Source organism: Micromonospora salmantinae (genome assembly GCF_022230905.1).
In the GTDB taxonomy this organism is placed as follows: Bacteria; Actinomycetota; Actinomycetes; order Mycobacteriales; family Micromonosporaceae; genus Micromonospora; species Micromonospora salmantinae.
The window spans coordinates 27,407-52,834 of the sequence record NZ_JAKKFG010000007.1; the positions used below are offsets into that span (position 1 = coordinate 27,407).

Here is a 25,428-nt window from a genome sequence, read left to right on the forward strand (position 1 = left end):
CCCCTGATCGGGGCACGACGGGCACCACAACTCCATGATCGACAGGGTGGTGGGGGTCAGACGCGGGTTGGGGTGCGGTCTTCTAGGTGGGTGCGCAGGCCCTCACCTTCGATGTCCACGTTGGGCAGGGCGCGGTTGAGCCAGCGGGGCAGCCACCAGGCGCGGTCGCCGAGGAGCGACATCACCGCCGGGACGATGGTCATCCGGACCACGAACGCGTCGATGGCGACACCGATGGCGAGCGCGAAGCCCATCGACTTGATCACCGGGTCTTCCAGGAAGACGAAGCCCCCGAAGACCGAGATCATGATCAGCGCGGCGGCCGTGACCACCCGTGCACCGTGCCCCATGCCACTGATGGTGGCCTGCCGGGCCGTCTCACCGTGCACGAAGTCCTCCCGCATCCGGGACACCAGGAACACCTCGTAGTCCATGGCGAGCCCGAACAGGATGCCGATGAGCAGGATCGGCAGGAAGCTGATCAGCGGGCCGGGCGTGTCCAGGCCGACCAGGTCGGCGAGGTGCCCCTGCTGAAAGACGGCCACCGTGATGCCGAACGTGGCGGCGACGGTGAGCAGGAAGCCCAGCGCCGCCTTGATCGGCACCAGCAGCGAGCGGAACACCAGCATCAGCAGCAGCACCGAGAGCCCGACCACCAGCAGCAGGTAGATCGGTAGCGCGTCGGAGAGCTTCTCGGAGACGTCGATGCCGATGGCGGTGACGCCGGTGAGCAGCACGTCCGCGTCGGGGATCCCGCTCACCGCGCCACGGATGTCGTGCACCAGGGTCTCGGTGGCCTCGTCGGTCGGGCCGGTCTTCGGCACCACGCCGAGCAGCGCGGTCCGGCCGTCCGGGCTGAGCTGGGGCGGCGCCACCGCGAGGACGTTCTCGGTGCGCTGGAGCAGGGCGGTGACCTGCGGCACGGCGGCCGAGGTGGCCTGTGGCGTGTCACCGGCGACCACCACGGCGAGCCGGCCGGTGAAGCCCGCTCCGAAGCCCTCGACGGTCAGGTCGTTCGCCACCCGGGCGGGCGAGCCGACAGCGGCCGTCGCGGCGCCCGGCAGGGCCAGCCGCATGTCCGGCGTGGGCAGCGCGAGCAGCCCCAGGCCGAGCAGGCCGACCAGGATGACCGGTACGCGGAACCGGGTGACCAGTCGCGCCCAGCGGAAACCGAACCGGTTGCGCTCCTCGGTCGTGGTCGTCGTCGCGGCCGGCCGGTCGGTGACGTCCGAGTCGTCCTCGTCAGCGGCGGTGCCGTCGGTGGGAACGGAGCGCAGCCGGCGGGGGAGCACCCGGCGACCGGCGAAGCCGAGCAGCGCCGGCTGGAGGGTGATGGCGACCAGTACGGCGACGGTGACGGTGCCGGCGGCGGCGAGACCCATCACGGTGAGGAACGGGATGTCCACCACGGCGAGCCCGGCCAGGGCGATGACCACTGTGGCGCCGGCGAAGACCACTGCCGAGCCGGCGGTGCCCACGGCCCGGCCGACCGCCTCCTCCGGGGACAGGCCGTCGAGCAGGTTCTGCCGGTGCCGGGAGGTGATGAAGAGTGAGTAGTCGATGCCGACCGCGAGACCGAGCATCAGCGCCAGGATCGGCGCGGTGCTGGTGAGCTGGACGACGCCGCTCAGCGCGAACAGTCCGGCCATGCCGGCGCCCACGCCGATCAGCGCGTTGAGCATCGTCATGCCGGCGGCGACCAGGGAACCGAACGTGATGATCAGGACGATCGCGGCGACCAGTACGCCGAGCGCCTCGGTGGAGCCGATCTCCGGCTCGCCGCCGAGCACCTCGCCGCCGGGGGCGACCTGCCAACCCTGCGCCTTTGCCGCTGCGCCGACCTGCTCGTAGGCGGTGCGCTGCTCGTCGGTGACGTCGTCCCCGCCGCTGGCGAACTGGACCTGGACCAGCGCGTACCGGCCGTTGGGTGATACCGCGCCGACCTGGAGCGGGTTGACCGCGCCGACCACGCCGGGCAGTGCCGACGCCTGCTGGACGAGTTCCTGCACCACTGCCTGACCCTGCGGGGTGGCCAGTTGGCCGTCGGCGGGCGCCTTGACCGCGATGGTGCCGGTGGCGCCGCTGGCAGCGGGGAACTGGTCGGCCAGCAGGTCGAGCGCGCGCTGGCTCTCGGTGCCGGGCATTGTGAAGTTGCTCGCCGTCGGGCCGCGCAGGGTCGCCGCGGCCAGGCCGGCGGCGACGAGTACGACGAGCCAGAGCGCGACGACGAGCCGTCGCCGGCGCAACGCGCCCCGGCCGAGCCGGTAGAGCAGGGTGGCCATCAGGAGTCCTTGTCCTCGGTCGTGGGTGGATGGGGCAGTGGCGCGTCGACGGGTTCGACGGCCCGCCGGGCGAGGGTGAGCAGGGCGAGGCGCAGTTCGTCGTCGGGGATGTCGGCGAACTCGCCGCACGCCTCGGAGATGCCGGCGAGCAGCACCAGCGCGGCGATCCGGGCGCCCGGCCGGTCGGAGTGCCCGGCCAACGCGTCCCGCAGCCGGTCGGAGATCTCCTGGATGTGCGCGAAGGCCGGCTGGCACAGCAGTTCCGGGAACTCGCCGCGCAGTACCGCGATCTCCTGCCGGAACCGGACCGCGAGGTCGACGAAGCCCTGTGCGGCGACTTCCTGCGCGGCAGCTCCGGTCAGGCCGGTGAGCTGTTCGTCGAGGCTGCGGAGCACCTCGATCGCGGGGGCCATCAGCTCGGCGAGCAGGGCTTCCTTGTTGGCGAAGTGGTAGAGCACCGTGGCCTTGGAGCAGCCGACCTCCCGGGCGATGTCCTGCAGGGAGGTGCCCCGGTAGCCGGTCACCGTGAACTGCCGCGCCGCCGCGGCGAGGATCTCGCCGTGCGTGTCGGGTACCGCTCTGACCATGCCCGGTCCACCTCCCGCAGACCAGCATGCCTGACCGATCGGTCAGACCCTGACCGATCGGTCAGATGGAAGCGGTGGCGTTCGCCACACCCCTCGCTGGGTTTACCCGGCGTGCTGGGTGTCGTACCTGGTCCGCGCCTCGGCGATGGCCCGCCGGTGCCGCTCGGCCCAGCTGGTCAGCGCGACCAGCGACTCGTAGAGCTCCAGCGCCATCGGGGTGGCGGTGTATTCGACCTTGGGCGGAACGGTCGGGTAGACAGTGCGGTGCAGCAGGCCGTCCCGCTCCAGGTTGCGCAGCGTCAGCGTGAGCATCCGGCGGCTGATCCCCTCGATGTGCCGCTCCAGCTCGGTGAAGCGCACCGGCCCGTGCGAGGCGGCCACCAGGATGCCGATGCTCCACTTGCCGCCGACCCGGTCCAGCACCTCGCGGACGGTGCACGCCCGAGCCTGGCCCGGGGTGAACGGCACGTTCTCGGCCGCGCAGGTCAGCTCGGCCTTGACCAGCGCGGACACATCGCTGTTCCTCTGGGACATCAAAGTGCCTCCTTCCGCTCCGGTTCATGGTCACAGACGATGACCTCGGTAACAAACAGTGCACCAAGGAGGCGTTTCGTGGAGCGTGTCGTCCCATCCCGTTGGCCGGCGCTGCTGGTGCTCTGCGCCGGCAGCCTGATGATCATCCTGGATGGCACCGTCGTCGCGGTGGCGCTGCCCGCCATCCAACGCGACCTGGGCTTCAGCGCCGCCGACCTGGCCTGGGTGGTGAACGCCTACCTGGTCGCGTTCGGCGGGCTGCTGCTGCTCGCCGGCCGGCTCGGTGACCTGCTGGGCCGGCGCAGGGTCTTCCTGGCCGGCGTCGCGTTGTTCACAATGGCCTCGCTGGCCTGCGCGGTCGCCACCGGGCCGGCCCTGCTGGTGGGCGCGCGGTTCGGGCAGGGCATCGGCGGCGCGCTGGCCATGGCGGTCAGCCTCGGCATGATCGTCCGGCTCTACCCCGAAGCGGCCGAGCGGGCCCGCGCCATCGCCGTCTTCAGCTTCACCGGCGCCGCCGGTGCGTCGGTCGGCACTGTCGCCGGAGGGGTGCTCACCCAGGCCGCCGGCTGGCGGACGATATTCCTGGTCAACGTGCCGATCGGGGCGGTCATCCTCATCGCGGCCCTCCGCCGGCTCCCGGCCGAACGAGGGATCGGCCTGCGCGCCGGCCTGGACCTGCCCGGCGCGCTGCTCGCCACCGCCGGGCTGATGGCCGCCGTGTTGGGCATCGTCGGCACGGGCGAGCACGGCTGGACCAGCCCTCGGACGCTCGGCGCGGTGGCCCTCGCGGCACTGCTGCTCGGCGGGTTCGCGCTGCGTCAACGGGTGGCGGCGGCCCCGCTGGTGCCGTCCCGGGTGCTGCGCGTCCCGGGCCTGGTGGCGGCGAACGCCGTGCAGTTCCTCATGGTCTGCGCGTACTTCGGGTTCCAGTTCCTGCTCGCCGTGGAGCTGCAACTGGTGCTGGGGCTGGATGCCGCCGCGACCGGCTGGGCCTTCCTACCGACCCCGGTCGTGATCGCCGTGGTCTCGCTCGGCCTGGCCGGTCGGCTGATCGCCCGCTTCGGTGCCCGGATGGTTCTGCTGGTCGGGCTCGGCCTGGCGACCGTCGGCTTCCTCCTGCTCGCCCGGCTGCCCGCCGACGGCGGCTACGTCGCGGACGTACTCCCGGCGATGTTGATCTTCGGGGTGGCCGGCGGGTTGACCCTGCCGGCGGTCACCACACTGGCCATGGCCGGCGCGACCGACACCGACGCCGGGCTCGCCTCCGGCCTGGCCAACACCACCCAACAGGTCGGCGGGGCGGTCGGCCTGGCCGCGCTGGCCACCCTGGCCGCCACCCGCAGCGACGGGCTGCGGGCCGCCGGCTGGGCCGAGACCGCCGCGCTCGCCGGCGGCTACCGGACCGCGTTCGCCGTGGCCGCCGCTCTGGTGGTCGCCGCGTGGCTGGTGGCGCTGACAACCCTGCCCCGACGCCCGGCCCGGCCGTCGTCGGTCACCGATCCGTCGGAACCGGCCGGGGTGGGTGCCGGAATCGATCCGTACCGAAGCGCCGCGTCCAGTTGACCGACGGCACCGGGGCCGGGAGGGTGGTCGGGTGAGCGAGGCTGACGAGACCCGGGACGGCGTGGCCCTGACCAACCTGGACCAGCCGCTGTCCGACCGCGACGACGCGACGAAGCGTGACCTGGTCGACTACCTCGACGCGGTTCGGGACCGCCTCCTCCCGCAGTTGCGGGGCCGGCCGCTGTCGGTGATCAGGGTCCGCCCCGGCCAGCCGCCGTTCATGCAGAAGAACCTGCCCCGCTACACCCCGGACTGGGTCCGCCGGGCACCGGTCTGGGCGGAGGCGTCGCACCGGGAGATCTCGTACGCCCTCTGCGACGACCGCCGCACCCTGCTCTGGTTCGCCAACCAGCGGGCCGTGGAGTACCACCCGACGCTGGCCACCGTGGCGGATCTGCACCGCCCGACCCACCTGATCCTCGACCTGGACCCGCCGGACGGCGACGGGTTCCGCGCGGCGGTCGACGCCGCCCTGCTGGTCCGTCAGGCGCTCGCCGACGCCGGCCTGGCCGGCGCCGTCAAGACCAGCGGCGCCAAGGGCGTGCACGTCTTCGTCCCGGTGACCGACGAACCAACGGCCGAGGAGTTGGCCGCCGCCACCCGGGCGCTCGCCGTCCGCGCCGAGCGGCTCGACCCGGCGCTGGCCACCACGGCGTACATCAAGGAGGACCGGGGTGGCCGGGTCTTCGTGGACGCCACCCGGGCGGGCGGGGCGACGGTGGCCGCCGCGTACAGCCCCCGGCTGCGCCCGGGGATGCCGGTCTCGTTCCCGGTCGACTGGGCCGACCTGACCGAGGTGACCCCCGCCGACTTCACCATCCGGACCGCGCCCGCACTGCTCGCCGACGGCGACCCGTGGGCCGCCCTGATGCCGGCCCCGCAACCGCTCCCCGCCGACCTGGTGGCCGAGGGCCGGACCATCCCGGTGGCCCGGGTGCAGGCCATGCACGAGGGGAAGCGCCGGGCCCGCGCCCGCCGCGAGGCCGGCTGACCGGCCCGTGGGCCACCGCCCGCGCCGGCGTGCGGCGGATTGTCGGTGGGTTGTGGCACGATTTCGCAGGTGAGCAGCAAATCCGATGCGACCCAGCGGCTGGCCGACCTGGCGCGGCTGCGCCGGGTCCGCGACCGGATCGACAGGGAGTACGCGCAGCCGTTGGACGTCGAGGCGCTCGCCCGTGGCGCGCACATGTCGGCCGGGCACCTCAGCCGCGAGTTCCGGCTCGCCTACGGCGAATCTCCGTACAGCTACCTCATGACCCGACGGATTGAGCGGGCGATGGCCCTGTTGCGCCGTGGCGACCTGAGCGTCACCGACGTCTGTTTCGCTGTCGGTTGCTCGTCGTTGGGCACCTTCAGCACCCGCTTCACCGAGCTGGTCGGCGTGCCGCCCAGCGTCTACCGGCGGCAGGCGGCGCAGGCGACGGCCGGAATGCCGTCGTGCGTGGCGAAGCAGGTGACCAGACCGGTCAGGAATCGAGAAGCGCGGGTCACCGAGCCGCAACTAGCGTGACCAGCATGGACATCACCATTCATTCGAGTTTCCTGCCGCACACCGACCCGGACGCCTCGCTGGCCTTCTACCGCGACGTCCTCGGCTTCGAGGTCCGCCTCGACGTCGGCTACGAGGGGATGCGGTGGATCACTGTCGGGCCGGTCGGCCAGCCCAGCACGGCCATCGTCCTGCACCCGCCGGCAGCCAACCCCGGCATCACCGACGACGAGCGGCAGACCATCATTGAGCTGATGGCCAAGGGCAGCTACTTCGGCGTCAACCTCGCCACCACCGACCTCGACGCCACCTTCGCCAAGCTGGAGGCCAGCGACGCCGAGGTCGTCCAGGAGCCGACCGAGCAGCCGTACGGCGTGCGCGACTGTGCCTTCCGGGACCCGGCGGGCAACATGGTCCGCATCCAGGAAGTGCGCTGAGTCCTGCGCGCCCGACAGATGGAGACACGATGAGCACGGCCATCCAGCCGTCCGAGCCGCACGTCGCCGACAGCCACGACCTGATCCGGGTGCAGGGCGCGCGGGTGAACAACCTCAAGGACGTCAGCGTCGAGATCCCGAAGCGGCGGCTGACGGTGTTCACCGGTGTCTCCGGCTCCGGCAAGAGCTCGCTGGTGTTCGGCACCATCGCGGCCGAGTCGCAGCGCATGATCAACGAGACCTACAGCGCCTTCGTTCAGGGCTTCATGCCGACGTTGGCGCGGCCCGAGGTCGACCTGCTGGATGGCCTGACCACGGCGATCATCGTGGACCAGGAGCGGATGGGCGCCAACTCCCGCTCCACCGTCGGCACCGCCACCGACGCCAACGCGATGCTGCGCATCCTGTTCAGCCGGCTCGGGCAGCCGCACATCGGCTCGCCCAACGCGTACTCGTTCAATGTTCCGTCGGTGAAGGCGACCGGGGCGATCACAGTCGATCGCGGCGCTGGCAAGACGAAGACCGAGAAGGCGACCTTCAACCGTCTCGGCGGCATGTGCCCGCGGTGCGAGGGCATGGGTGCGGTGACCGACATCGACCTGTCGGCGCTCTACGACGACAACCTCTCGCTCAACGAGGGCGCGATCACCATCCCCGGTTACAGCATGGAGGGCTGGTTCGGCCGGATCTTCCGGGGCTGCGGCTACTTCGACCCGGACAAGCCGATCGCCAAGTTCACCAAGCGGGAGCTGCAGGACCTGCTCCACCGGGAGCCGACCAAGATCAAAATCGACGGGATCAACCTGACGTACGCGGGCCTCATCCCGTCGATCCAGAAGTCCTTCCTCGCCAAGGACATCGACGCGTTGCAGCCGCACATCCGCGCCTTCGTGGAGCGCGCGGTGACCTTCACGACCTGCCCCGAGTGTGCCGGCACCCGGCTCAGCAAGGAGGCCCGGTCGTCGAAGATCAAGGGCAGGAACATCGCCGACGCGTGCGCGATGCAGATCAGCGACCTGGCCGCCTGGGTGCGCGGGATCGAAGAGCCGTCGGTGGCCCCGTTGCTGGCCGGCCTGCAACACCTCCTCGACTCGTTCGAGGAGATCGGGCTGGGCTACCTGTCGCTCGATCGACCGTCGGGCACCCTCTCCGGCGGTGAGGCGCAGCGCACCAAGATGATCCGTCACCTCGGTTCCTCGCTCACCGACGTCACCTACGTCTTCGACGAGCCGACGATCGGGCTGCACCCGCACGACATCCAACGAATGAACGAGTTGCTGCTCCAACTACGCGACAAGGGCAACACAGTGCTGGTCGTGGAGCACAAGCCGGAGGCCATCGCCATCGCCGACCACGTCGTCGACCTCGGGCCCGGCGCCGGCACCGAGGGCGGGACCGTCTGCTACGAGGGCACAGTGGAAGGTCTGCGGGCCAGCGGCACCATCACCGGCCGCCACCTCGACGACCGGGCGGCCCTCAAGGAGACGGTGCGGACGCCCACCGGCAAGCTGGAGATCCGGGGCGCCACTGCCAACAACCTCCGGGACGTGAACGTCGACGTACCCCTCGGGGTGCTCGTCGTCGTGACCGGCGTCGCCGGCTCCGGCAAGAGTTCGCTCGTGCACTCCTCGATCCCGGCCGGCGCGGGCGTGGTCTCGATCGACCAGGGCGCGATCCGCGGCTCACGGCGTAGCAACCCGGCCACGTACACCGGGTTGCTCGACCCGATCCGCAAGGCGTTCGCGAAGGCCAACGGGGTGAAGCCGGCGCTGTTCAGCGCCAACTCCGAGGGCGCCTGCCCGAGCTGCAACGGCGCCGGCGTCATCTACACCGACCTGGGGATGATGGCGGGCGTAGCCGCCCCCTGCGAGGACTGCGAGGGCAAGCGGTTCCAGGCATCGGTGCTGGAATACCGCTTCGGCGGTCGCGACATCAGCGAGGTGCTCGCGATGTCGGTGACGGAGGCCGAGAAGTTCTTCGGCGCCGGCGAGGCGCGCACGCCGGCAGCGCACGCCATCCTCGACCGGCTCGCCGACGTCGGGCTCGGCTACCTGAGCCTGGGGCAGCCGCTCACGACTCTGTCCGGCGGGGAGCGGCAACGGCTGAAGCTGGCCACCCACATGGCGGAGAAGGGCGGCGTGTACGTCCTCGACGAGCCGACCACCGGCCTGCACCTGGCCGACGTGGAGCAACTGCTCGGCCTGCTCGACCGCCTGGTCGACTCCGGCAAGTCGGTGATCGTCATCGAGCACCACCAGGCGGTCATGGCGCACGCCGACTGGATCATCGATATCGGCCCCGGCGCCGGCCACGACGGTGGCCGGATCGTCTTCGAGGGCACTCCCACCGACCTCGTCGCCGCCCGCTCCACCCTCACCGGCGAGCACCTGGCGGCGTACGTCGGCAGCTGACCAAAGGCCCTGGCCGCCGATCGAACCACTACGCGACCGGCGGCCAGGGTGCGTGCGCGGCCGAGACGGCTAGGGAATCGTCGAGTCGTCAATCGGGGTCGCAACGCCGCGCTTCCGGTGAGACGAGGTGCTTGTCGTTCCTATTCGAGCGACATGTACGGGTCGTTTTGGTCGCCCCGCAGGTCGACGTCGATGCGTTCTGGGCGGGGCCTGTCACGTATAGGACGACCACGGGTCGGCTGGCCACCCCTTCTCACTTCCCGCCTAATCTATGATATTGCCTATGGCGGATCTCCTGGATGTCTCGGACAAGATCGCTTCGGTTGTCTCGGCCGTCGCCGGCATCGCCAGCGCAGTGATAACTGTCCGAGTGTTGCGTAACGGTGGTCCCCGAAACCCGAGACCAAACGATTCATCCGCTTCGACGAAAGCCGAAGCGGCATCGTCGCCGGCTGCCGACATGGCGTTGCACGTAGCGATCCAGGGAACCCAGGAAACCTCGGCGGCCTCGGAGCCACCAACAATCCCGGAACCCGCCATGACGACAGCGGACGCCAGGCCGATGGAGGGACAACCAGTCTCCGGGTCACCTGCAACGAGCGACCCGGCGGCAACGGATGCAGGCCCTGAGGTGATCGCGACACTGGCGGCACGCGAGTCGCCGGCGACGATCGAATCAAGCGCGCCCACGCCAAGCTTCGAAAATTCCGGAGATGCCGCAGTTGCGGATGGAGTCCCCACCGAAGGGTGCTCCGGCTTCTTCGGGGCGGCGCGTGAGTGGGTCGTGCCGGCCACCTGGTTTATCGTGGCTCCATTATTGCTGACCATGGCACACCTCACCTGGATAGGCAGGTCAGCGAACGCCAAGATTCAAGAAGCCGGAAGATTCGACGCCGATGTCCAAGCCTTCTGGGAATGGACTACCAGCCACCCAGTGTCGATGCTGGCAGTAGCTTTATCCCCAGTTCTTGTTATCGCCGTGGGATGTCTCGCCAGTGCCGCTTCTTCATACTTCACTGCCCGTCCGGCACCTGCGACCCGCCCAGCAGGCCAGCCCTCCCCTCCTCGCACAAGCCGAGAGGAATGGAAAGAGGGGTTGGGTTTATTGCTGATCAGCGTTTTTGCGATGGCAATCGCTATTCCGGTGTTGGCGATCGCGATGATAGTTGTGCTCGATGTTGGCGTCCTGGTGTTCTGATCGAAGCACGCCGCCGGCCTGACTGGGCACATGAGTAATGCCCCTGACCGGGTTTCCCTGGTCAGGGGCATCTTTGTGCCAAGCAATCTTGGTGCCCCCGGCAGGATTCGAACCTGCGCCCCCGCCTCCGGAGGGCGGTGCTCTATCCCCTGAGCTACGGGGGCTCAGCGACTGGAGAAGACTAGCAAACCTCCCCTGCGTACGCCGAATCGGTATCGGGTGAGCCGATCGTGTCGGACCGGCCCACCCGGCGCTCAGGCGGCTACCGCCCGCCCGCAGCTGGGCAGCGGGTGCAGGACGATTCGCCGAGGGAGCCGGCGCGGCCACTCGTTGCGCGGCCAGGAGCCGTCCACTATCAGGTGGACGGTGCGCTGCTCCTCGCCACTGAGCCGCAGCACGAAGTCGCGGGGGAGCGGCGGGTCCACCGTCGGCGTGGTGATCATGAAGCGCACCCGGCCGCGGGACGAGACGGCGGAGATCACGTCGGCGGCCGGCATCGTGCCGCGCAGCCGGATCCGGCCGATCCAGTAGACCTCCGCGAGGTGCTCCTGGGCGGCCCGGGTGATCCCCGGGTACTCGCTGCGGACCCAACGCTCGACCGCGCTGACGCAGAGCCCGCAGGCCCGCTCGCGCGGCTCCCGCGGACCCAACCCCCAGGCCCGCAGGTACGCCCCGACCGCGCCGGCGTCCAGCGGTAGCTCGAAGCGCCGCTGGATGAGCGTGGTGAGGCTCTGCCGCGTCCACAACTCCTCGTCCAGGCCGAACTCGTCGGGATGGACGCCTCGCAGCGTGTCGATCAACTCGAGTTCCTGTTCGCGGCTGAGCAATCCCGGCTCGCCCTGCCGCTGTCCGCGACGGACGGCTGCCACCGCCCCGTCACCACCGATGGTGTGGCGTCGGCACCAACTGGTTACCGAGCGCCGTGCGTCTCTGAGTGCAACCCCCACGTCTTGGGCAACGAGCCCGAATCGCAACTGGTCACGATATGTGGGGAGAAAACTCTCTAAGCAACGTAATCGCCTGTGCCTCGCAAAACGCCCACAAGGGACGAGAAGGGCTTTCAGGTCATAGGCCACGGGTTCGGCCGTGCGGGGTCGGGGTGGGTGCATGGCCTCGACACGGTGCGGCCCGCGTCACCGCCCATGGATCGGCGGGGACGCGGGCCGGGTGCGCCCGTCCGGTCGGTCAGCCCCTGGCCTGCGCCTGGAGCTGCCGGAGGTTGTTCAGCTCGGTCTGCTGGGTGTTCTTCATGGTGTTCGCCACCCGGACCACCTCGGCGTTGTCGGTCGCGCCGAGCGCCGCGTCGATCATGTGGATGCCGCCCAGGTGGTGGTCGTACATCAGGGCCAGGAACTGCCTGTCGACCTCGATGCCCTGAGCGTCGCGCAGGGCGGTCATCTGTTGCGGCGTGGCCATGCCCGGCATCAGACCGTCCTTGACGGTGGCCCCGTCGGACATCCACGACATCGGCGGCTTCGACCCGGTCGGGCTGAGGCCCCATTCGCGCAGCCAGGTCTGCATCGCGCCGATCTCGCCCTGCTGCCCGGTGGCGATGTCGACGGCGATCTGCCGCACCTCGGGGAGGGCCGCCGACCGGTACGCGATCAGGCTCATCTCCACCGCCTGCGCGTGGTGGGTAGTCATGTCCCGGGCGAAGCCCGCCTCGACCGAGGCGTCACCGGGTCGGGTGATCCGTGGGGTGAGCAGACCACCCGCATACCCGAGGAGGAGCCCCACCACCAGCATGATGGCGAGCGCCAGCACGCCGTAGCGCGACGCCGGGGCCCGGCCGCCCTCGTCCGGGGCGGCCGGGATCTCGTCGTACTCGCTGTCGGTGGTTGCCGGAGCGGTCATTGCCGTCCTTACTGGGTGGGCTGCTGCTGGAGTTCACGCGGCGTGGTGCCGGTGGCGGTGATGCCGGTGTTGCAGAGCGCCGTCGGGCCCTCGACGGAGGCGTTCACCCGCAGGTCCTTGATGAACTCGTCGATCCGCGAGTCGTCGGCGTTGTCGAGCTTGAGCTGGTAGCCCCAGGCCTGCAGCGAGATGGGCTTGTCCAGGCCCTCGTACGGGCTCATCAGCATCTTCTCGACGCCACGCACCTTGCCGGCGAGCTTGTCGACCTGGTCCTTGGGCAGGTCCGGGCGGTAGGTGATCCACACCGCGCCGTGCTCCAGGCTGTGCACCGCGTGCTCGCTGGCGATCGGGGCGTCGTAGACGTCGCCCATGCAGTTCTGCCAGGCGGCGTTGTGCACCCCACCAACCGGCGGCGAGTAGTTCCAGGTCAGCGGGCCCGACTTGTGCGACTCGTACTTCAGGCTGTCCGGGTCGGACTTGCGGATGTTGGCGATGCCGTCGATGGCGTTGGCCCGCTTGTCCCACGGCTTGGAGCCCTGGAACGACGCCCACGCGCCGTACCCGATGATGCCGGCCGCGAGCACGCCGACCGCGACGAAGAGCGCGATCGGCCCCCACGCGCGGCCCTGGCTCACCTTGACCGGGGTGACCGGCTTGCGCGGGCCCTTGCCCCCGGCCCGGGGGGAGCCCGTCGGCTTGCCGGAACCGGCCTTGGCGCCGGAAGCCGGCCGGCCTGCGGCCGGCTTCTTGCCGGTGCTGACCACGGTCGGGCGGCGCTCAGGGCCACCCGGGGTGCTGATGCTCATCGTGCCTCGTCAAGTCGGTCGGTCAGGGGAGTGGCGGGCCGGATGACGCGCAGGGGAGCCGCCGAGTGCCCGAGTCTACCCCCGATAACATGGTTGGGTGACTCCTGCAGAACTAGCCTCGGTCGTCCTCGCCGCCGCCCACGCCGTCTTCGAGCAGCGTGGGCTCGACCGCGCCGCGTTGCCGGCGAGCACTGTGGTGGAGCGACCGCGCAACCCCGAGCACGGCGACTACGCCTCGACGCTCGCGCTGCAGTTGAGCAAGAAGGTGGGCGTCCCGCCCCGGGAGCTGGCGACGGCCCTGGCCGACGAGCTGGGCCGGGCGCCGGGGGTCAAATCGGTGGAAATCGCCGGGCCGGGCTTCCTGAACATCCGGCTCGACGCCGCCGCGGCCGGTCAGCTCGCGCGGGTGATCGTGGAGAGCGGCGCGGAGTACGGCCGCAGCGACCGGCTCGCCGGCGAAAAGATCAACCTGGAGTTCGTCTCGGCCAACCCGACCGGGCCGGTGCACATCGGCGGGGTCCGCTGGGCGGCCGTCGGTGACGCGCTGAGCCGGCTGCTGCGGGCCACCGGCGCCGACGTCGGCACGGAGTACTACTTCAACGACGCCGGTTCGCAGATCGACCGGTTCGCCCGGTCGCTGCTCGCCGCCGCCAAGGGTGAGCCGGCGCCGGAGGACGGCTACGGCGGGGCGTACATCGCCGAGATCGCCGCCGAGGTGCAGGCCCGCCGGCCGGAGGTGCGCTCGCTCGACGACGACGCCGCCCAGGAGGTCTTCCGGGTCGAGGGCGTCGCGCTGATGTTCGACGAGATCCGCACCTCGCTGCGCGACTTCGGGGTGGAGTTCGACACCTACTTCAACGAGAAGGACCTGCACGACCGGGGTGAACTCGACCTGGCGCTGAACCGGCTGCGCGAGCAGGGGCACCTCTACGAGTCCGAGGGCGCCACCTGGCTGCGCACCACCGACTTCGGCGACGACAAGGACCGGGTGCTGCGCAAGTCCAACGGTGAGTGGACGTACTTCGCCGCTGACTGCGCCTACTACCTGGACAAGCGCGAGCGCGGCTTCGAGCGGGTCGTGATCATGCTGGGCGCCGACCACCACGGCTACATCGGCCGGATGAAGGCGATGTCGGCCTGCTTCGGCGACGACCCGGAGCGCAACCTGGAGATCCTCATCGGGCAGCTGGTCAACCTGCTGCGCGACGGCGCGCCGATGCGGATGAGCAAGCGGGCCGGCACCGTGATCACCCTGGAGGACCTGGTCGACGCGATCGGCGTGGACGCCTCCCGGTACGCGTTGGCCCGCTACTCCAGCGACTCCCCGATCGACATCGACATCGAGCTGTGGACCCGGGCGACCCGCGACAACCCGGTCTACTACGTGCAGTACGTGGCAGCCCGGACGGCGGGCGTGGCCCGCAACGCCGCCGAGGTGGGGCTGGTTCCGGGCGACGCCGACGCGTTCCGCCCCGAGCTGCTCGACCACGAGAAGGAGAACGAGCTGCTCAAGGCGCTCGCCCAGTTCCCCGCGGTGGTGGCGACGGCCGCCGAGCTGCGGGAGCCGCACCGGGTGGCCCGCTACCTGGAGGAGAGCGTCGCCGCCTCCTACCACCGGTTCTACGACAACTGCCGGGTGCTGCCGCTGGGCGACGAGGAGATCACCGACCTGCACCGCGCCCGGCTCTGGCTCAACAACGCCACCCGCACGGTGATCGCCAACGGCCTCTACCTGCTCGGCGTCTCCGCACCCGAGAGGATGTGACATGAGGGCTCATGAGGCTGGTGCGCTGCACGCGGACATCAGCAACCAGGGGCCGGCCTGGCTGCGTACCCCGGCCGACGTCAACGCCCTCGTGCCGGCGCTGTGGCCGCGGTCGGTGACGCGCGGCGCCGACGGCGCGGTCGCCGTCGCGGGCCTGAGCGTCCGCGACATCGCGGCCGAGTTCGGCACCCCGGTGTACGTCCTCGACGAGGCCGACCTGCGCTCGCGCTGCCGCGACTTCCGGGAGGCCTTCCCGACCGAGGACGTGTTCTACGCGGGCAAGGCGTTCCTCTGCCGGGCGGTGGTCCGGATGATCGCCGAGGAGGGGCTGCACCTGGACGTCTGCACCGGTGGCGAGTTGGCCACCGCACTGTCGGCCGGGATGCCGCCGGAGCGGATCGGCTTCCACGGCAACAACAAGTCGGTCGCCGAGCTGGGCCGGGCGCTGGACGCCGGGGTGGGCCGGATCATCGTCGACTCGTTCACCGAGATCGACCGGCTCACCGCGCTGGCCCGCGAGCGCGGGGTCCGGCCCCGGGTGCTGGTCCGGGTCACGGTGGGGGTCGAGGCGCACACCCACGAGTTCATCGCCACCGCACACGAGGACCAGAAGTTCGGCTTCTCGCTGGCCGGCGGCGCCGCTGCGAACGCCGCGTTCAAGATCCTCGACGAGGGCGTGCTGGAGCTGCGCGGTCTGCACTCGCACATCGGCTCGCAGATCTTCGACGCCAGCGGCTTCGAGGTCTCGGCCCGGCGGGTGCTCGCCCTCCAGGCGCAGATCCGCGACGCGCGCGGGGTGGAGCTGCCCGAGCTGGACCTGGGCGGCGGCTTCGGCATCGCGTACACCACCCAGGACGACCCGGCGACCCCGCAGGATCTGGCCAAGCGGCTTCGCAAGATCGTCGATTCGGAGTGCGCGGCGGAGAACCTGGCAGTGCCGCACCTGTCGATCGAGCCGGGCCGGGCCATCGTCGGGCCGGCCGTGTTCACCCTCTACGAGGTCGGCACTGTCAAGGACCTCGACGGCCTCCGGACGTACGTCAGCGTCGACGGCGGGATGAGCGACAACATCCGCACCGCCCTCTACGACGCGTCCTACTCGGCGACGCTGGCCTCGCGGGCCTCGACCGCGCAGCCGTTGCTCGCCCGCGTGGTGGGAAAGCACTGTGAGTCCGGGGACATCGTGGTGAAGGATGAATTCCTGCCCGCCGACGTGCAGCCCGGAGATCTTGTCGCAGTGCCCGGCACCGGTGCGTACTGCCGAAGCATGGCCAGCAACTACAACCATGTGCCCCGGCCACCGGTGGTCGCGGTGCGCGACGGCCAGGCGCGCCTGATCGTCCGGCGGGAAACCGAAGAGGACCTGCTGGCTTTGGATGTGGGATGACGTCACCTGTGCGCTTGGCGCTGCTCGGCTGTGGCACTGTCGGCCAGGAGGTGGTCCGGCTGCTGCACGAGCAGTCGGCCGACCTCACCGCGCGGATCGGCGCTCCGCTGGAGATCGCCGGCATCGCCGTCCGTCGGCTCGGCCGCGACCGGGGTGACCTGCCGGTCGACGAGGACCTGTTCACCACCGACGCGCTCGGCCTGATCAAGCGCGACGACGTGGACGTGGTGATCGAGGTGATCGGTGGCATCGAACCGGCCCGGAGTTGGCTGGTCGAGGCGCTGCGCGCCGGCAAGAGCGTGGTCACCGCGAACAAGGCGCTGCTCGCCGAGGACGGCGTGGCCCTGCACGAGGCGGCGGCCGAGGGCGGCGGCGACCTCTACTACGAGGCGTCCGTGGCGGGGGCCATCCCGCTGCTGCGTCCGCTACGGGAGTCGCTGCACGGCGACCGGATCAACCGGGTCACCGGCATCGTCAACGGCACCACCAACTTCATCCTCTCCGCGATGGACGCCACCGGCGCCGGCTTCGCCGAGGCCCTCGAAGAGGCCACCGCCCTGGGGTACGCGGAGGCCGACCCGACCGCCGACGTGGAGGGTTTCGACGCGGCGGCGAAGGCGGCGATCCTCGCCTCGCTGGCGTTCCACACCCGGGTCGGCGCCGCCGACGTGCACCGCGAGGGCATCACCGAGGTGACCGCCGCGGACATGGCCAGCGCCCAGGCGATGGGCTGCACGATCAAACTGCTCTGCATCGCGGCCCGGGGTGTCGACCCCACCGGCCGGGAGACGGTCAGCGTCCGGGTGCACCCGGCGATGATCCCGCGCAGCCACCCGCTGGCCAGCGTCGGAGACGCGTTCAACGCGGTCTTCGTGGAGGCGGACGCGGCCGGGCAGTTGATGTTCTACGGTCGGGGCGCCGGTGGCGCGCCCACCGCCAGCGCGGTGCTCGGTGACGTGGTCGCGGTGTCCCGCAACCGGCTCGCCGGGGTGCGCGCGGCCAGCGAGAGCGCGTACGCGGACCTCGCGGTCCGGCCGATGGGTGAGGCGTTGACCCGCTACCACGTGAGCCTCGACGTCGCCGACCGCCCGGGTGTGCTGGCCTCGGTGGCGAGCGTGTTCGCCCGGCACGACGTGTCGATCGCGACAGTGCGGCAGGGCTCGGCGGGCGGGCCGGCGGGCCGCGACGGCGACGCCGAGCTGGTCATCGTCACGCACGTGGCACCGGACGCCGCGCTCGCCGCGACCGTCGGTGAGCTGCGCGGTCTGGACATTGTCCGGTCGGTAACCAGTGTGCTGCGGGTCGAGGGTGACGCCTGAGTCGTTACATCATCGACGGGACCGCTCGCGCGTCCCGCCAGGTGGGTAGGCGGGGGTGTGCCATTGACCACTCCAGCAGGCTGGTCCAAGGTGGCCCTGACAATCGGGTGGGCGCGTCGGTAGAGGCGAGGAGAGCGACATGTGGCGGGGTCTGATCGAGGCGTACCGGGATCGGCTGCCGGTCACCGCGGCCACGCCGGTCGTCACGCTGCACGAGGGCAACACCCCGCTGTTGCCGGCGCCGGTGCTGTCCGCCCGGCTCGGCTGCGACGTGCACCTCAAGGTGGAGGGCGCCAACCCGACCGGTTCCTTCAAGGACCGGGGGATGACCCTCGCGGTGTCCAAGGCGGTCGAGGCCGGCAACAAGGCCATCATCTGCGCGTCCACCGGCAACACCAGCGCCTCCGCCGCGGCGTACGCGGCCCGGGCCGGGTTGACCTGCGCCGTGCTGGTGCCGCAGGGCAAGATCGCGCTGGGCAAGCTGGCCCAGGCGCTGGTGCACGGCGCGAAGCTGCTCCAGGTGAACGGCAACTTCGACGACTGCCTCGCGACGGCCGCCAAGCTCGCCCAGGACTACCCGGTCGCGTTGGTCAACTCGGTGAACATCGACCGGTTGCACGGCCAGAAGACCGCGGCCTTCGAGATCGTCGAGGCGCTCGGTGACGCGCCCGACATCCACTGCCTGCCGGTCGGCAACGCCGGCAACATCTCCGCCTACTGGATGGGATACGAGGAGGAGTCGGCCGCCGGCGCCACCACCCGCACCCCGAAGATGTACGGCTTCCAGGCCGCCGGGGCGGCCCCGATCGTGACCGGCCAGGTGGTGCCGGAGCCGTCCACCATCGCCACCGCGATCCGGATCGGCAACCCGGCGAGCTGGACCAAGGCACTGGATGCCCGGGACGCCTCCGGTGGCATGATCGCGGCGGTGACCGACCGGGAGATCCTCTCCGCGTACCGTCTGCTCGCCCGTGAGGTGGGGGTCTTCGTCGAGCTGGGCAGCGCGGCCAGCGTGGCCGGCCTGTTGCAGCAGGCCGCGGCGGGCGCGGTGCCGCCCGGTTCCACAGTGGTCTGCACGGTGACCGGCCACGGGCTGAAGGACCCGGAATGGGCGATCTCCACCGCGCCGGCGCCGGTGACCATCGCGAACGACCCGCTGGCTGCGGCGCGCGCCCTCGACCTGGCCTGAGCGCGCCACCGTCCGGGTGGTGATCGACGGCGGGTAGCTGGACGGCGCGACGGCCCGGGGGCGGCGGGGGCCGAGGTATGCGAGTCCGGCACACTTTCGGGTATCCCCGCCCGCATTCTCGTTCAGGAGTGAGCCAGGCCGATGTCGCTGCTCGCCAGATTCAGCCTCGCCAACCGAGGGCTGATTGCCCTCATCGCGGTGGTGACCACGGTGTTCGGAGTGTTCGCCGTGCCGTCGCTGAAGCAGCAACTGCTGCCGTCGCTCGAGTTCCCGGCCGCGTTCATCGTGGCTCCCTACCCCGGCGCCGGCCCCGAGATCGTCGAGTCGCAGGTGACCGAGCCGATCGAGAACGCCCTCCAGGGCATCCCGGGATTGGACCAGGTCACCTCCACCTCCCGCGAGGGGGCGGCCACCGTCCAGGTGACGTACGAGTTCGGCACCGACCTCGACGACGTGGTCAACAAGATGCAGACCGCGTTGAGCCGGATCGACGCCCAACTGCCGGAGGGCGTCGACCCGCAGGTCATCGCGGGTAGCACCGACGACCTTCCGGCGGTGGTGCTGGCCGCGGCCGGCAATGCGGACGAGCGGGCGCTCGCCGAGAAGCTGCGCGCGACTGTGGTGCCGGAGCTGGAGGGCGTCGAGGGGGTACGCACGGTCGAGGTGACCGGCACCCGCGACGACGTCGTGGTGGTCACCCCGGACCCGGCGAAGTTGGCCGCCGCGAAGATCCAGCCGACGGCGATCGGCGCGGCGCTGAAGACCAACGGCGTGGCGGTTCCGGCCGGCGCGGTGACCGACGGCGCACTGGCCCTCCCGGTGCAGGTCGGCACGCCGATCTCCACCCTGGAGGAGCTGCGCGGCATCGTGGTCGCCCCGGCCGCGGCACCCGTTCGCCTCGGTGACGTGGCGACGGTCGAGCAGCAGCTCGCCCCGGCTACGGCGATCACCCGGACCAACGGCAAGGACAGCCTCGGTATCGCTGTCACCGCGGCACCGGACGGCAACGCCGTGGAGATCTCGCACGAGATCCGGGACCGGCTCGACGATTTGAAGGACGCCTCCGGCGCGGAGCTGACAGTGGTCTTCGACCAGGCGCCGTTCGTCGAGAAGTCGATCGAGTCGCTGACCACCGAGGGCCTGCTGGGCCTGGTGATGGCGGTTATCGTCATCCTGGTCTTCCTGCTGTCGGTGCGCTCGACGGTGGTCACCGCGGTCTCCATCCCGCTCTCCGTGCTGGTGGCGCTGATTGCCCTGTGGATCGGTGACTACTCGCTCAACCTGCTCACCCTCGGCGCGTTGACCATCGCGGTCGGTCGGGTGGTCGACGACTCGATCGTGGTGTTGGAGAACATCAAACGACACCTGGAGTACGGCGAGGAGAAACAGCACGCCATCATCACCGGCGTCCGGGAGGTCGCCGGTGCGGTGACCGCGTCCACCCTCACCACGGTGGCGGTGTTCGCGCCGATCGCGCTGGTCGGCGGGTTCGTGGGCCAGCTCTTCGCGCCGTTCGCGATCACCGTGACGGTGGCCCTGCTCGCCTCGCTGCTGGTGTCGCTGACAGTGATCCCGGTCCTCGCGTACTGGTTCCTCAAGCCGCGCGGCGGCACCGCGGACGACGAGGCGGTACGGCACGCCGCTGAGGAGAAGGAGCTGCGCAGCCCGTTGCAGCGGGCGTACCTGCCCGTCATCGGGTTCGCCACCCGCAAGCGGTCGACCCGTTGGATCACCGTCGGGCTCGGCCTGCTGGTGCTCTTCGGCACCTTCGGTCTGGCGCAGAAGTTGGAGACCAACTTCCTGGACGACTCCGGCCAGGACACCCTCAACATGAGCCAGGAGCTGCCGGCCGGCAGTGGCCTGGCGGCCACCGACGCGGCGGCCAAGCAGGTCGAGTCGGTGCTGTCCCGCACCGATGGCGTCGAGACGTACCAGGTGACCGCGGGCGGTGGGGACAATCCGTGGGCGGGTGGCGGCGGCAACAACGTCGCCAGCTGGTCGCTGGCGCTCGACGGTGACACCGACGCGAAGCAGATGCGTGAGGTGCTGCGCAAGGAGTTCGACAAGCTCGGCGCCGGTGTGGGCGAGATCAGCTTCGGTGGCGGGCAGGAGGCGTCGACCAGCCAGCTGGAGGTGATCGTCCAGGCCAGCGACCCGGAGGCGCTGACCCGGGCCGCCGAGGAGGCGCGGGCCGCGATGGCCGGGATTCCGGACGTCGAGGAGGTCTCCACCAGCCTGGCCGCACGGGTGCCGCGGGTCGACGTGGTGGTCGACCGGGTCGCCGCCGGTCGGGTCGGGCTCACCGAGGCCGCCGTGGGGCAGCTCGTGTCGCAGGCGTTCCGAGGAGCGCCGCTGGGTCAGGTGGCGCTCGACGGCCAGCAGCAGAACGTGGTGCTGCGGTTGGGCACGCAGCCGCCGACGACCGTGGAGCAGCTGCGGGCACTGCCGGTCGGTCCGGTGAAGCTGGGCGACATCGCGCAGGTCACCCAGGGCGAGGGCCCGCAGCAGGTCACCCGCATCGACGGTGAGCGCAGCGTGTCGGTGACCGGCGCGGCGACCGGCTCGAACCTGGGCGCGACCAGCCAGGAGTTGCAGAAGCGGCTGGACGGCATCAACGTGCCGGGTGCGAGCCTCACCATCGGTGGTGTCAGCGCGGATCAGGCGGACGCCTTCGCGGACCTGGGCCTGGCGGTGCTGGCCGCGATCGCCATCGTCTTCCTGATCATGGTGGCCACGTTCCGTAGCCTCACCCAGGCGCTGATCCTGCTGATCTCCATCCCGTTCGCGGCGACCGGCGCCATCGGTCTGCTGTTGGTCACCGGGACCCCGCTCGGTGTGCCGGCGCTGATCGGTGTGCTGATGCTGGTCGGCATCGTGGTGACCAACGCGATCGTGTTGCTCGACCTGATCAACCAGTACCGGGCGCAGGGCATGGGGGTCCGGGAGGCGGTGGTCGAAGGTGGCCGTCGCCGACTGCGCCCGATCCTGATGACGGCGGTGGCGACCATCTTCGCGCTGCTGCCGATGGCATTCGGGTTGACCGGTGAGGGCGGCTTCATCTCTCAGCCGCTGGCGGTAGTGGTGATCGGTGGTCTGCTCAGCTCGACCCTGCTCACGCTGATCCTGGTGCCGACGCTGTACACGATGGTGGAGCACACCAAGGAGTCGCTGCGGGGTCGCCGCGCACGGCGGCGTTCCGGAGGATCGGCGGTGACCACGACGGAGACCGACGAGGTGCCAGCGCCGAACCAGGTCGCGGTGCCGAGCGGCGCGCCCGCCCCGGTCGCGGCCGAGGGTGTGCAACCGGCCGGGCGACCCGCGCCGTCGGCCGCGTTGGTGGAAGGCACGGACCAGTTCGAGGTGCTGCGGCTGCCGCGTAGCCGTACCTCGCCGCTGCCTCCGGCGGAGCCGACCGAGTAGGTCGCAGCGTGCTTCGCAACGCCCCCGACGGATTTTCGTCGGGGGCGTTTCGGGGTTCATTGGACCGGAAACACTCCGACTCGCCCACCCCATACTTTCTGTAACTTCTTGCATACTCCTCGTAGACGAGTGGGGGTGTGGGTGAAGCGGGGCGGGCGGATGGCCGAGGGCGCGGGCGGGTGGGGGCGGCGCGATCTGCTGCGCCGTGGCCTGCTGGTGGCGGGCGGTGTGGCCGTCGGCGCGGGGATGTCCGAGGCGTGGTGGATCACCCATCGCCGAATGTCGATCACCGGCGGCCCCGCCAGCGCCACCCTCGGTAATGGCCAGCAGGACGTCGGCTCCGGCGCGCTGGAGGTCGTCTGGTCCGGGCGGACCAACCAGCGCCTGGTGGCCCTCACCTTCGACGACGGCCCGGCACCACAGTGGACTCCCATGGTGCTCGACACCCTGGCCCAGCATCGGGTTCCGGCCACCTTCTTCATGGTCGGGGCGCAGGTCCGCCGGCACGCCGACGTCGTACGCGACCGGCTCGACGGGCACGAGGTGGGAAACCACAGCTGGGAGCACCGGGACCTGGCCGAGCTGGACGCCGCCGAGGCGTACGGCGACCTGCGTCGCAGCCACGACGCGATCGCCGACCTGACCGGGGTGCCGCCGGCGCTCCTCCGCCCGCCGTACGGCCACCTGGGCGGGGCGGTGCTGCACACGGCGGCCCGGCTGGACTATCGGCTGCTGCTCTGGTCGTTGCAGATGGTGGAGCGCGAGTTCCCCGGGCGCGCCGGCGGCTGGTCGCACTGCGGGGTCTGACCGAGATGATCAACCGGCTACGGTCGCGCGGTTACACCTTCGTCACGGTTTCGGCGCTGCTGGGAGCGGGTGTGGCTCAGACGACGACCAGGTAGGGTCGCGCTCCGTGGCGTCCACCCTCTCGGTTCTGACCGGCAATCGGAGCTTCCGCAACCTGTTCCTCGCCGAACTGGTGGTCTTCGGCGCCGACTGGTTCGTCATGGTGCCGCTGCTGGTGCTGCTGCCGCACCTGACCGGCAGCGGCGTCTGGGGCGCGCTGGTGTTGGCGGTGGACACCGGCATCGTTGCGTTGCTGCTGCCGTACACCGGCACGATCGCCGACCGTTTCGACCGTCGGAAGATCATGATCGCCGCGAACGTGGCCGCGCTGGCGGGCGTGTTGCTGCTGCTCGGCGTGCGGAACGCCGCAACGGCGTGGCTGGCGCTGGTCGCGATCGGCGTGGTGGCGGTCGCCAAGGCGTTCTACTCGCCGGCCGCCCAGGCCGCGCTGCCCAACGTGCTGGAGCCGCACGAACTCGCCGCGGGCAACGCCGTCGCCGGCTCGGCCTGGGGCACCATGACAGTGGTCGGCGCCTCGCTCGGCGGCGTGCTCAGCACCGCTGCCGGCCCGTACGTCTGCTTCTGGGTGGCGGCGGCGGGCCTCGCGGTGGCCGCGACCCTCGCCACCCGGATCCGCCGGCCGTTGCAGGCGCCCCGGGACGCCGACCAACCGGCCCAGCGGACCTGGTCGGCGGTTCGCGAGGCGCTCGGCTACATCGGTCACCGCCCCCGGGTGCTCGCGCTGGTCACTGTCAAGTCGGCGGTGGGCCTGGGCAACGGCGTGCTGACCGTGTTCCCGCTGCTGGCCGGCGTGTACGGTGTCGGCCCGCTCGGCGCCGGCCTGCTCTTCGCGGTACGCGGCGCGGGAGCGTTGGTGGGGCCGATCCTGATGCGCCGGGTGTTGACCAACCGGGCCTGGCTGCTGCCCGGCCTCGCGCTGTCCATGTCGCTCTACGGCCTGTCCTACCTGGGCACCTCGGTGGTGCGATGGTTTCCGCTGGTGCTGCTGCTGGTCTTCGTTGCGCACTTCGCGGGTGGCAGCAACTGGGTGATGTCGAACTTCGCCCTCCAGGGTGAAGTTCCGGACCGGCTGCGGGGCCGCGTCTTCGCCACCGACATGATGCTGGCGACGCTGGCGATCTCGGTGAGTCAACTGGCGGTGGCCCTGGTGGTGGACTCGGTCGACGAACGGGTGGTGCTCGCGGGCTGCGGTCTGATCACCCTCGTCTACGCGGTCGGCTGGCGGATCGCCACCCGCCGACTGTCGCTCACCGATCCGGCCGTCGAGCCGGTCCCGGACCCGGCCGGCTGAACTCGGCGGTCCCAGGCAGCGGGCGCGGGACCGGTTCGTCGGTCCCGAGCCCTAGCATGAGCGCGTGCCGACGAACTTCACCGCCGAGCCGGTCCGGGTCCGCGTCCCGGCGACCAGCGCCAACCTGGGCCCGGGCTTCGACGCGCTGGGTCTCGCCCTCGGGCTCTACGACGACGTGGCCGCCGAGGTCGCCACGGGTGGTGTCCGGGTGACAGTGACCGGGCAGGGCGCCGGTGAGCTGCCCGACGACGACCGGCACCTCGTGGTGCGAGCCATGCGCGCCGCGTTCGACGTGCTCGGGGCCCACCCCTCGGGGCTGAGCGTGGAGTGCGTCAACCGGATCCCCCAGGCACGCGGGCTGGGCTCCTCTTCCGCCGCGATCGTCGCCGGGGTGCTGCTGGCCCGTGCCCTGGTCGTCGATGGGGAGCACCGCCTCGACGACGCCGGCGCGCTGCGGCTGGCCGCCGAGATCGAGGGCCACCCCGACAATGTGGCGCCGTGCCTGCTCGGCGGTTTCACAGTGGCCTGGTCCGAGCCGGGCGGCGCCCGGGCCGTCTCCCTGCCGGTCGCCCCAGCGGTGCGGCCCACTGTTTTCGTCCCGGCGGAACGCGGTTTGACAGCGACAGCGCGGGCGGCTCTGCCGGCAACCGTGCCGCACGGTGACGCCGCGTTGACCGCCGGGCGGGCAGCGCTGCTGGTGCACGCGCTCACCACGGACCCGACCCTGCTGCTGCCGGCCACCGTCGACCGACTCCATCAGGATTACCGCGCAGCCGGGATGCCGGGCACATCTGCCCTGGTCAGCGAGTTGCGAGCGGCCGATGTGGCAGCTGTGGTCAGTGGGGCGGGGCCGACTGTGCTGGCGCTCAGCCAGCCTCCGGCGGGCTTCCCAGTGGGAACAGACTGGGAGATCTGGCAGTTACCGATAGACGTCAGCGGCGCGCGGGTCGCACGGGGTAGACTTGGACACGCCGAGCGGGACCCTGTTGCCGCAGGTCGGAAGAGTTGATTACGCTCTAGACCTAGCAC

The 25,428-nt window shown here is 70.9% G+C and carries 20 protein-coding genes and 1 tRNA gene; 14 read left to right on the top strand and 7 right to left on the bottom strand.

The window, feature by feature from the left end:
* Nucleotides 1–56 precede the first annotated feature (56 nt).
* From PSH03_RS06125 to PSH03_RS06135, 3 genes are all read right to left on the bottom strand, one after another.
* Nucleotides 57–2,282, bottom strand: a complete 2,226-nt coding sequence (locus PSH03_RS06125) for an MMPL family transporter (RefSeq protein ID WP_238688512.1) — start codon at nt 2,280–2,282, stop codon at nt 57–59.
* Nucleotides 2,282–2,869, bottom strand: coding sequence for a TetR/AcrR family transcriptional regulator (locus PSH03_RS06130; RefSeq protein ID WP_210785754.1), 588 nt, complete (start codon nt 2,867–2,869; stop codon nt 2,282–2,284). Before PSH03_RS06130 ends, PSH03_RS06125 begins: the two co-directional genes overlap by 1 nt.
* A 102-nt stretch (nt 2,870–2,971) precedes the next feature.
* Nucleotides 2,972–3,406 carry a winged helix-turn-helix transcriptional regulator gene (locus tag PSH03_RS06135; RefSeq protein WP_238688513.1) on the bottom strand — a complete coding sequence of 145 codons (435 nt, stop codon included), beginning with the start codon at nt 3,404–3,406 and terminating at the stop codon, nt 2,972–2,974.
* Between the two features lie 75 nt (nt 3,407–3,481).
* Here PSH03_RS06135 and PSH03_RS06140 point away from each other — a divergent pair, with 75 nt between their 5' ends.
* The 6 genes from PSH03_RS06140 to PSH03_RS06165 all read left to right on the top strand — a co-directional run bounded on the left by PSH03_RS06140 (nt 3,482) and on the right by PSH03_RS06165 (nt 10,501).
* Complete coding sequence (locus PSH03_RS06140; protein WP_238688514.1) at nt 3,482–4,966, top strand: MFS transporter; 1,485 nt, start codon at nt 3,482–3,484, stop codon at nt 4,964–4,966.
* A 31-nt stretch (nt 4,967–4,997) separates the two neighbouring features.
* Complete coding sequence (locus tag PSH03_RS06145) at nt 4,998–5,957, top strand: DNA polymerase domain-containing protein (protein ID WP_210785752.1); 960 nt, start codon at nt 4,998–5,000, stop codon at nt 5,955–5,957.
* Between the two features lie 60 nt (nt 5,958–6,017).
* The gene (locus PSH03_RS06150; RefSeq protein WP_441005694.1) at nt 6,018–6,476 is read left to right on the top strand and encodes a helix-turn-helix transcriptional regulator; all 459 of its coding nucleotides are present in this window, start codon (nt 6,018–6,020) and stop codon (nt 6,474–6,476) included.
* Nucleotides 6,477–6,481: 5 nt separating this feature from the next.
* On the top strand, nt 6,482–6,892 hold the full coding sequence (locus tag PSH03_RS06155; RefSeq protein ID WP_210785750.1) for a VOC family protein: 411 nt from the start codon (nt 6,482–6,484) through the stop codon (nt 6,890–6,892).
* A 29-nt stretch (nt 6,893–6,921) separates the two neighbouring features.
* The gene (locus tag PSH03_RS06160) at nt 6,922–9,303 is read left to right on the top strand and encodes an ATP-binding cassette domain-containing protein (protein ID WP_210785749.1); all 2,382 of its coding nucleotides are present in this window, start codon (nt 6,922–6,924) and stop codon (nt 9,301–9,303) included.
* 283 nt (nt 9,304–9,586) lie between these two features.
* Nucleotides 9,587–10,501, top strand: a complete 915-nt coding sequence (locus PSH03_RS06165; protein ID WP_238688515.1) for a hypothetical protein — start codon at nt 9,587–9,589, stop codon at nt 10,499–10,501.
* Between the two features lie 89 nt (nt 10,502–10,590).
* Here PSH03_RS06165 and PSH03_RS06170 read toward each other — a convergent pair.
* The 4 genes from PSH03_RS06170 to PSH03_RS06185 all read right to left on the bottom strand — a co-directional run bounded on the left by PSH03_RS06170 (nt 10,591) and on the right by PSH03_RS06185 (nt 13,161).
* A tRNA-Arg gene (locus tag PSH03_RS06170) sits at nt 10,591–10,665 on the bottom strand.
* 90 nt (nt 10,666–10,755) lie between these two features.
* Nucleotides 10,756–11,448 carry a winged helix-turn-helix domain-containing protein gene (locus PSH03_RS06175; protein ID WP_210785747.1) on the bottom strand — a complete coding sequence of 231 codons (693 nt, stop codon included), beginning with the start codon at nt 11,446–11,448 and terminating at the stop codon, nt 10,756–10,758.
* 238 nt (nt 11,449–11,686) lie between these two features.
* Entirely contained in the window at nt 11,687–12,355 is a 669-nt protein-coding gene (locus tag PSH03_RS06180; RefSeq protein ID WP_238688516.1) for a DUF305 domain-containing protein, read from the bottom strand.
* 8 nt (nt 12,356–12,363) lie between these two features.
* Entirely contained in the window at nt 12,364–13,161 is a 798-nt protein-coding gene (locus PSH03_RS06185) for a thioredoxin-like domain-containing protein (protein WP_210785745.1), read from the bottom strand.
* A 97-nt stretch (nt 13,162–13,258) separates the two neighbouring features.
* Between PSH03_RS06185 and argS the strand changes: the two genes are divergently transcribed.
* The 8 genes from argS to thrB all read left to right on the top strand — a co-directional run bounded on the left by argS (nt 13,259) and on the right by thrB (nt 25,408).
* On the top strand, nt 13,259–14,926 hold the full coding sequence (gene argS, locus PSH03_RS06190) for an arginine--tRNA ligase (RefSeq protein WP_210785744.1): 1,668 nt from the start codon (nt 13,259–13,261) through the stop codon (nt 14,924–14,926).
* Between the two features lies 1 nt (nt 14,927).
* Nucleotides 14,928–16,313: a diaminopimelate decarboxylase gene (gene lysA, locus PSH03_RS06195; RefSeq protein ID WP_238688517.1), complete on the top strand. Its 1,386-nt coding sequence runs from the start codon at nt 14,928–14,930 to the stop codon at nt 16,311–16,313.
* An 8-nt stretch (nt 16,314–16,321) separates the two neighbouring features.
* Entirely contained in the window at nt 16,322–17,632 is a 1,311-nt protein-coding gene (locus PSH03_RS06200; RefSeq protein ID WP_208740978.1) for a homoserine dehydrogenase, read from the top strand.
* 139 nt (nt 17,633–17,771) lie between these two features.
* Nucleotides 17,772–18,821, top strand: coding sequence for a threonine synthase (gene thrC, locus PSH03_RS06205; protein WP_238688518.1), 1,050 nt, complete (start codon nt 17,772–17,774; stop codon nt 18,819–18,821).
* Nucleotides 18,822–18,962: 141 nt separating this feature from the next.
* Complete coding sequence (locus tag PSH03_RS06210; RefSeq protein WP_210785742.1) at nt 18,963–22,241, top strand: efflux RND transporter permease subunit; 3,279 nt, start codon at nt 18,963–18,965, stop codon at nt 22,239–22,241.
* 135 nt (nt 22,242–22,376) lie between these two features.
* Nucleotides 22,377–23,048, top strand: a complete 672-nt coding sequence (locus PSH03_RS06215) for a polysaccharide deacetylase family protein (protein ID WP_238688519.1) — start codon at nt 22,377–22,379, stop codon at nt 23,046–23,048.
* A gap of 106 nt (nt 23,049–23,154) precedes the next feature.
* Nucleotides 23,155–24,399: an MFS transporter gene (locus PSH03_RS06220; RefSeq protein ID WP_210785741.1), complete on the top strand. Its 1,245-nt coding sequence runs from the start codon at nt 23,155–23,157 to the stop codon at nt 24,397–24,399.
* Between the two features lie 64 nt (nt 24,400–24,463).
* Nucleotides 24,464–25,408, top strand: a complete 945-nt coding sequence (gene thrB / locus PSH03_RS06225) for a homoserine kinase (protein WP_210785740.1) — start codon at nt 24,464–24,466, stop codon at nt 25,406–25,408.
* Nucleotides 25,409–25,428 lie beyond the last annotated feature (20 nt).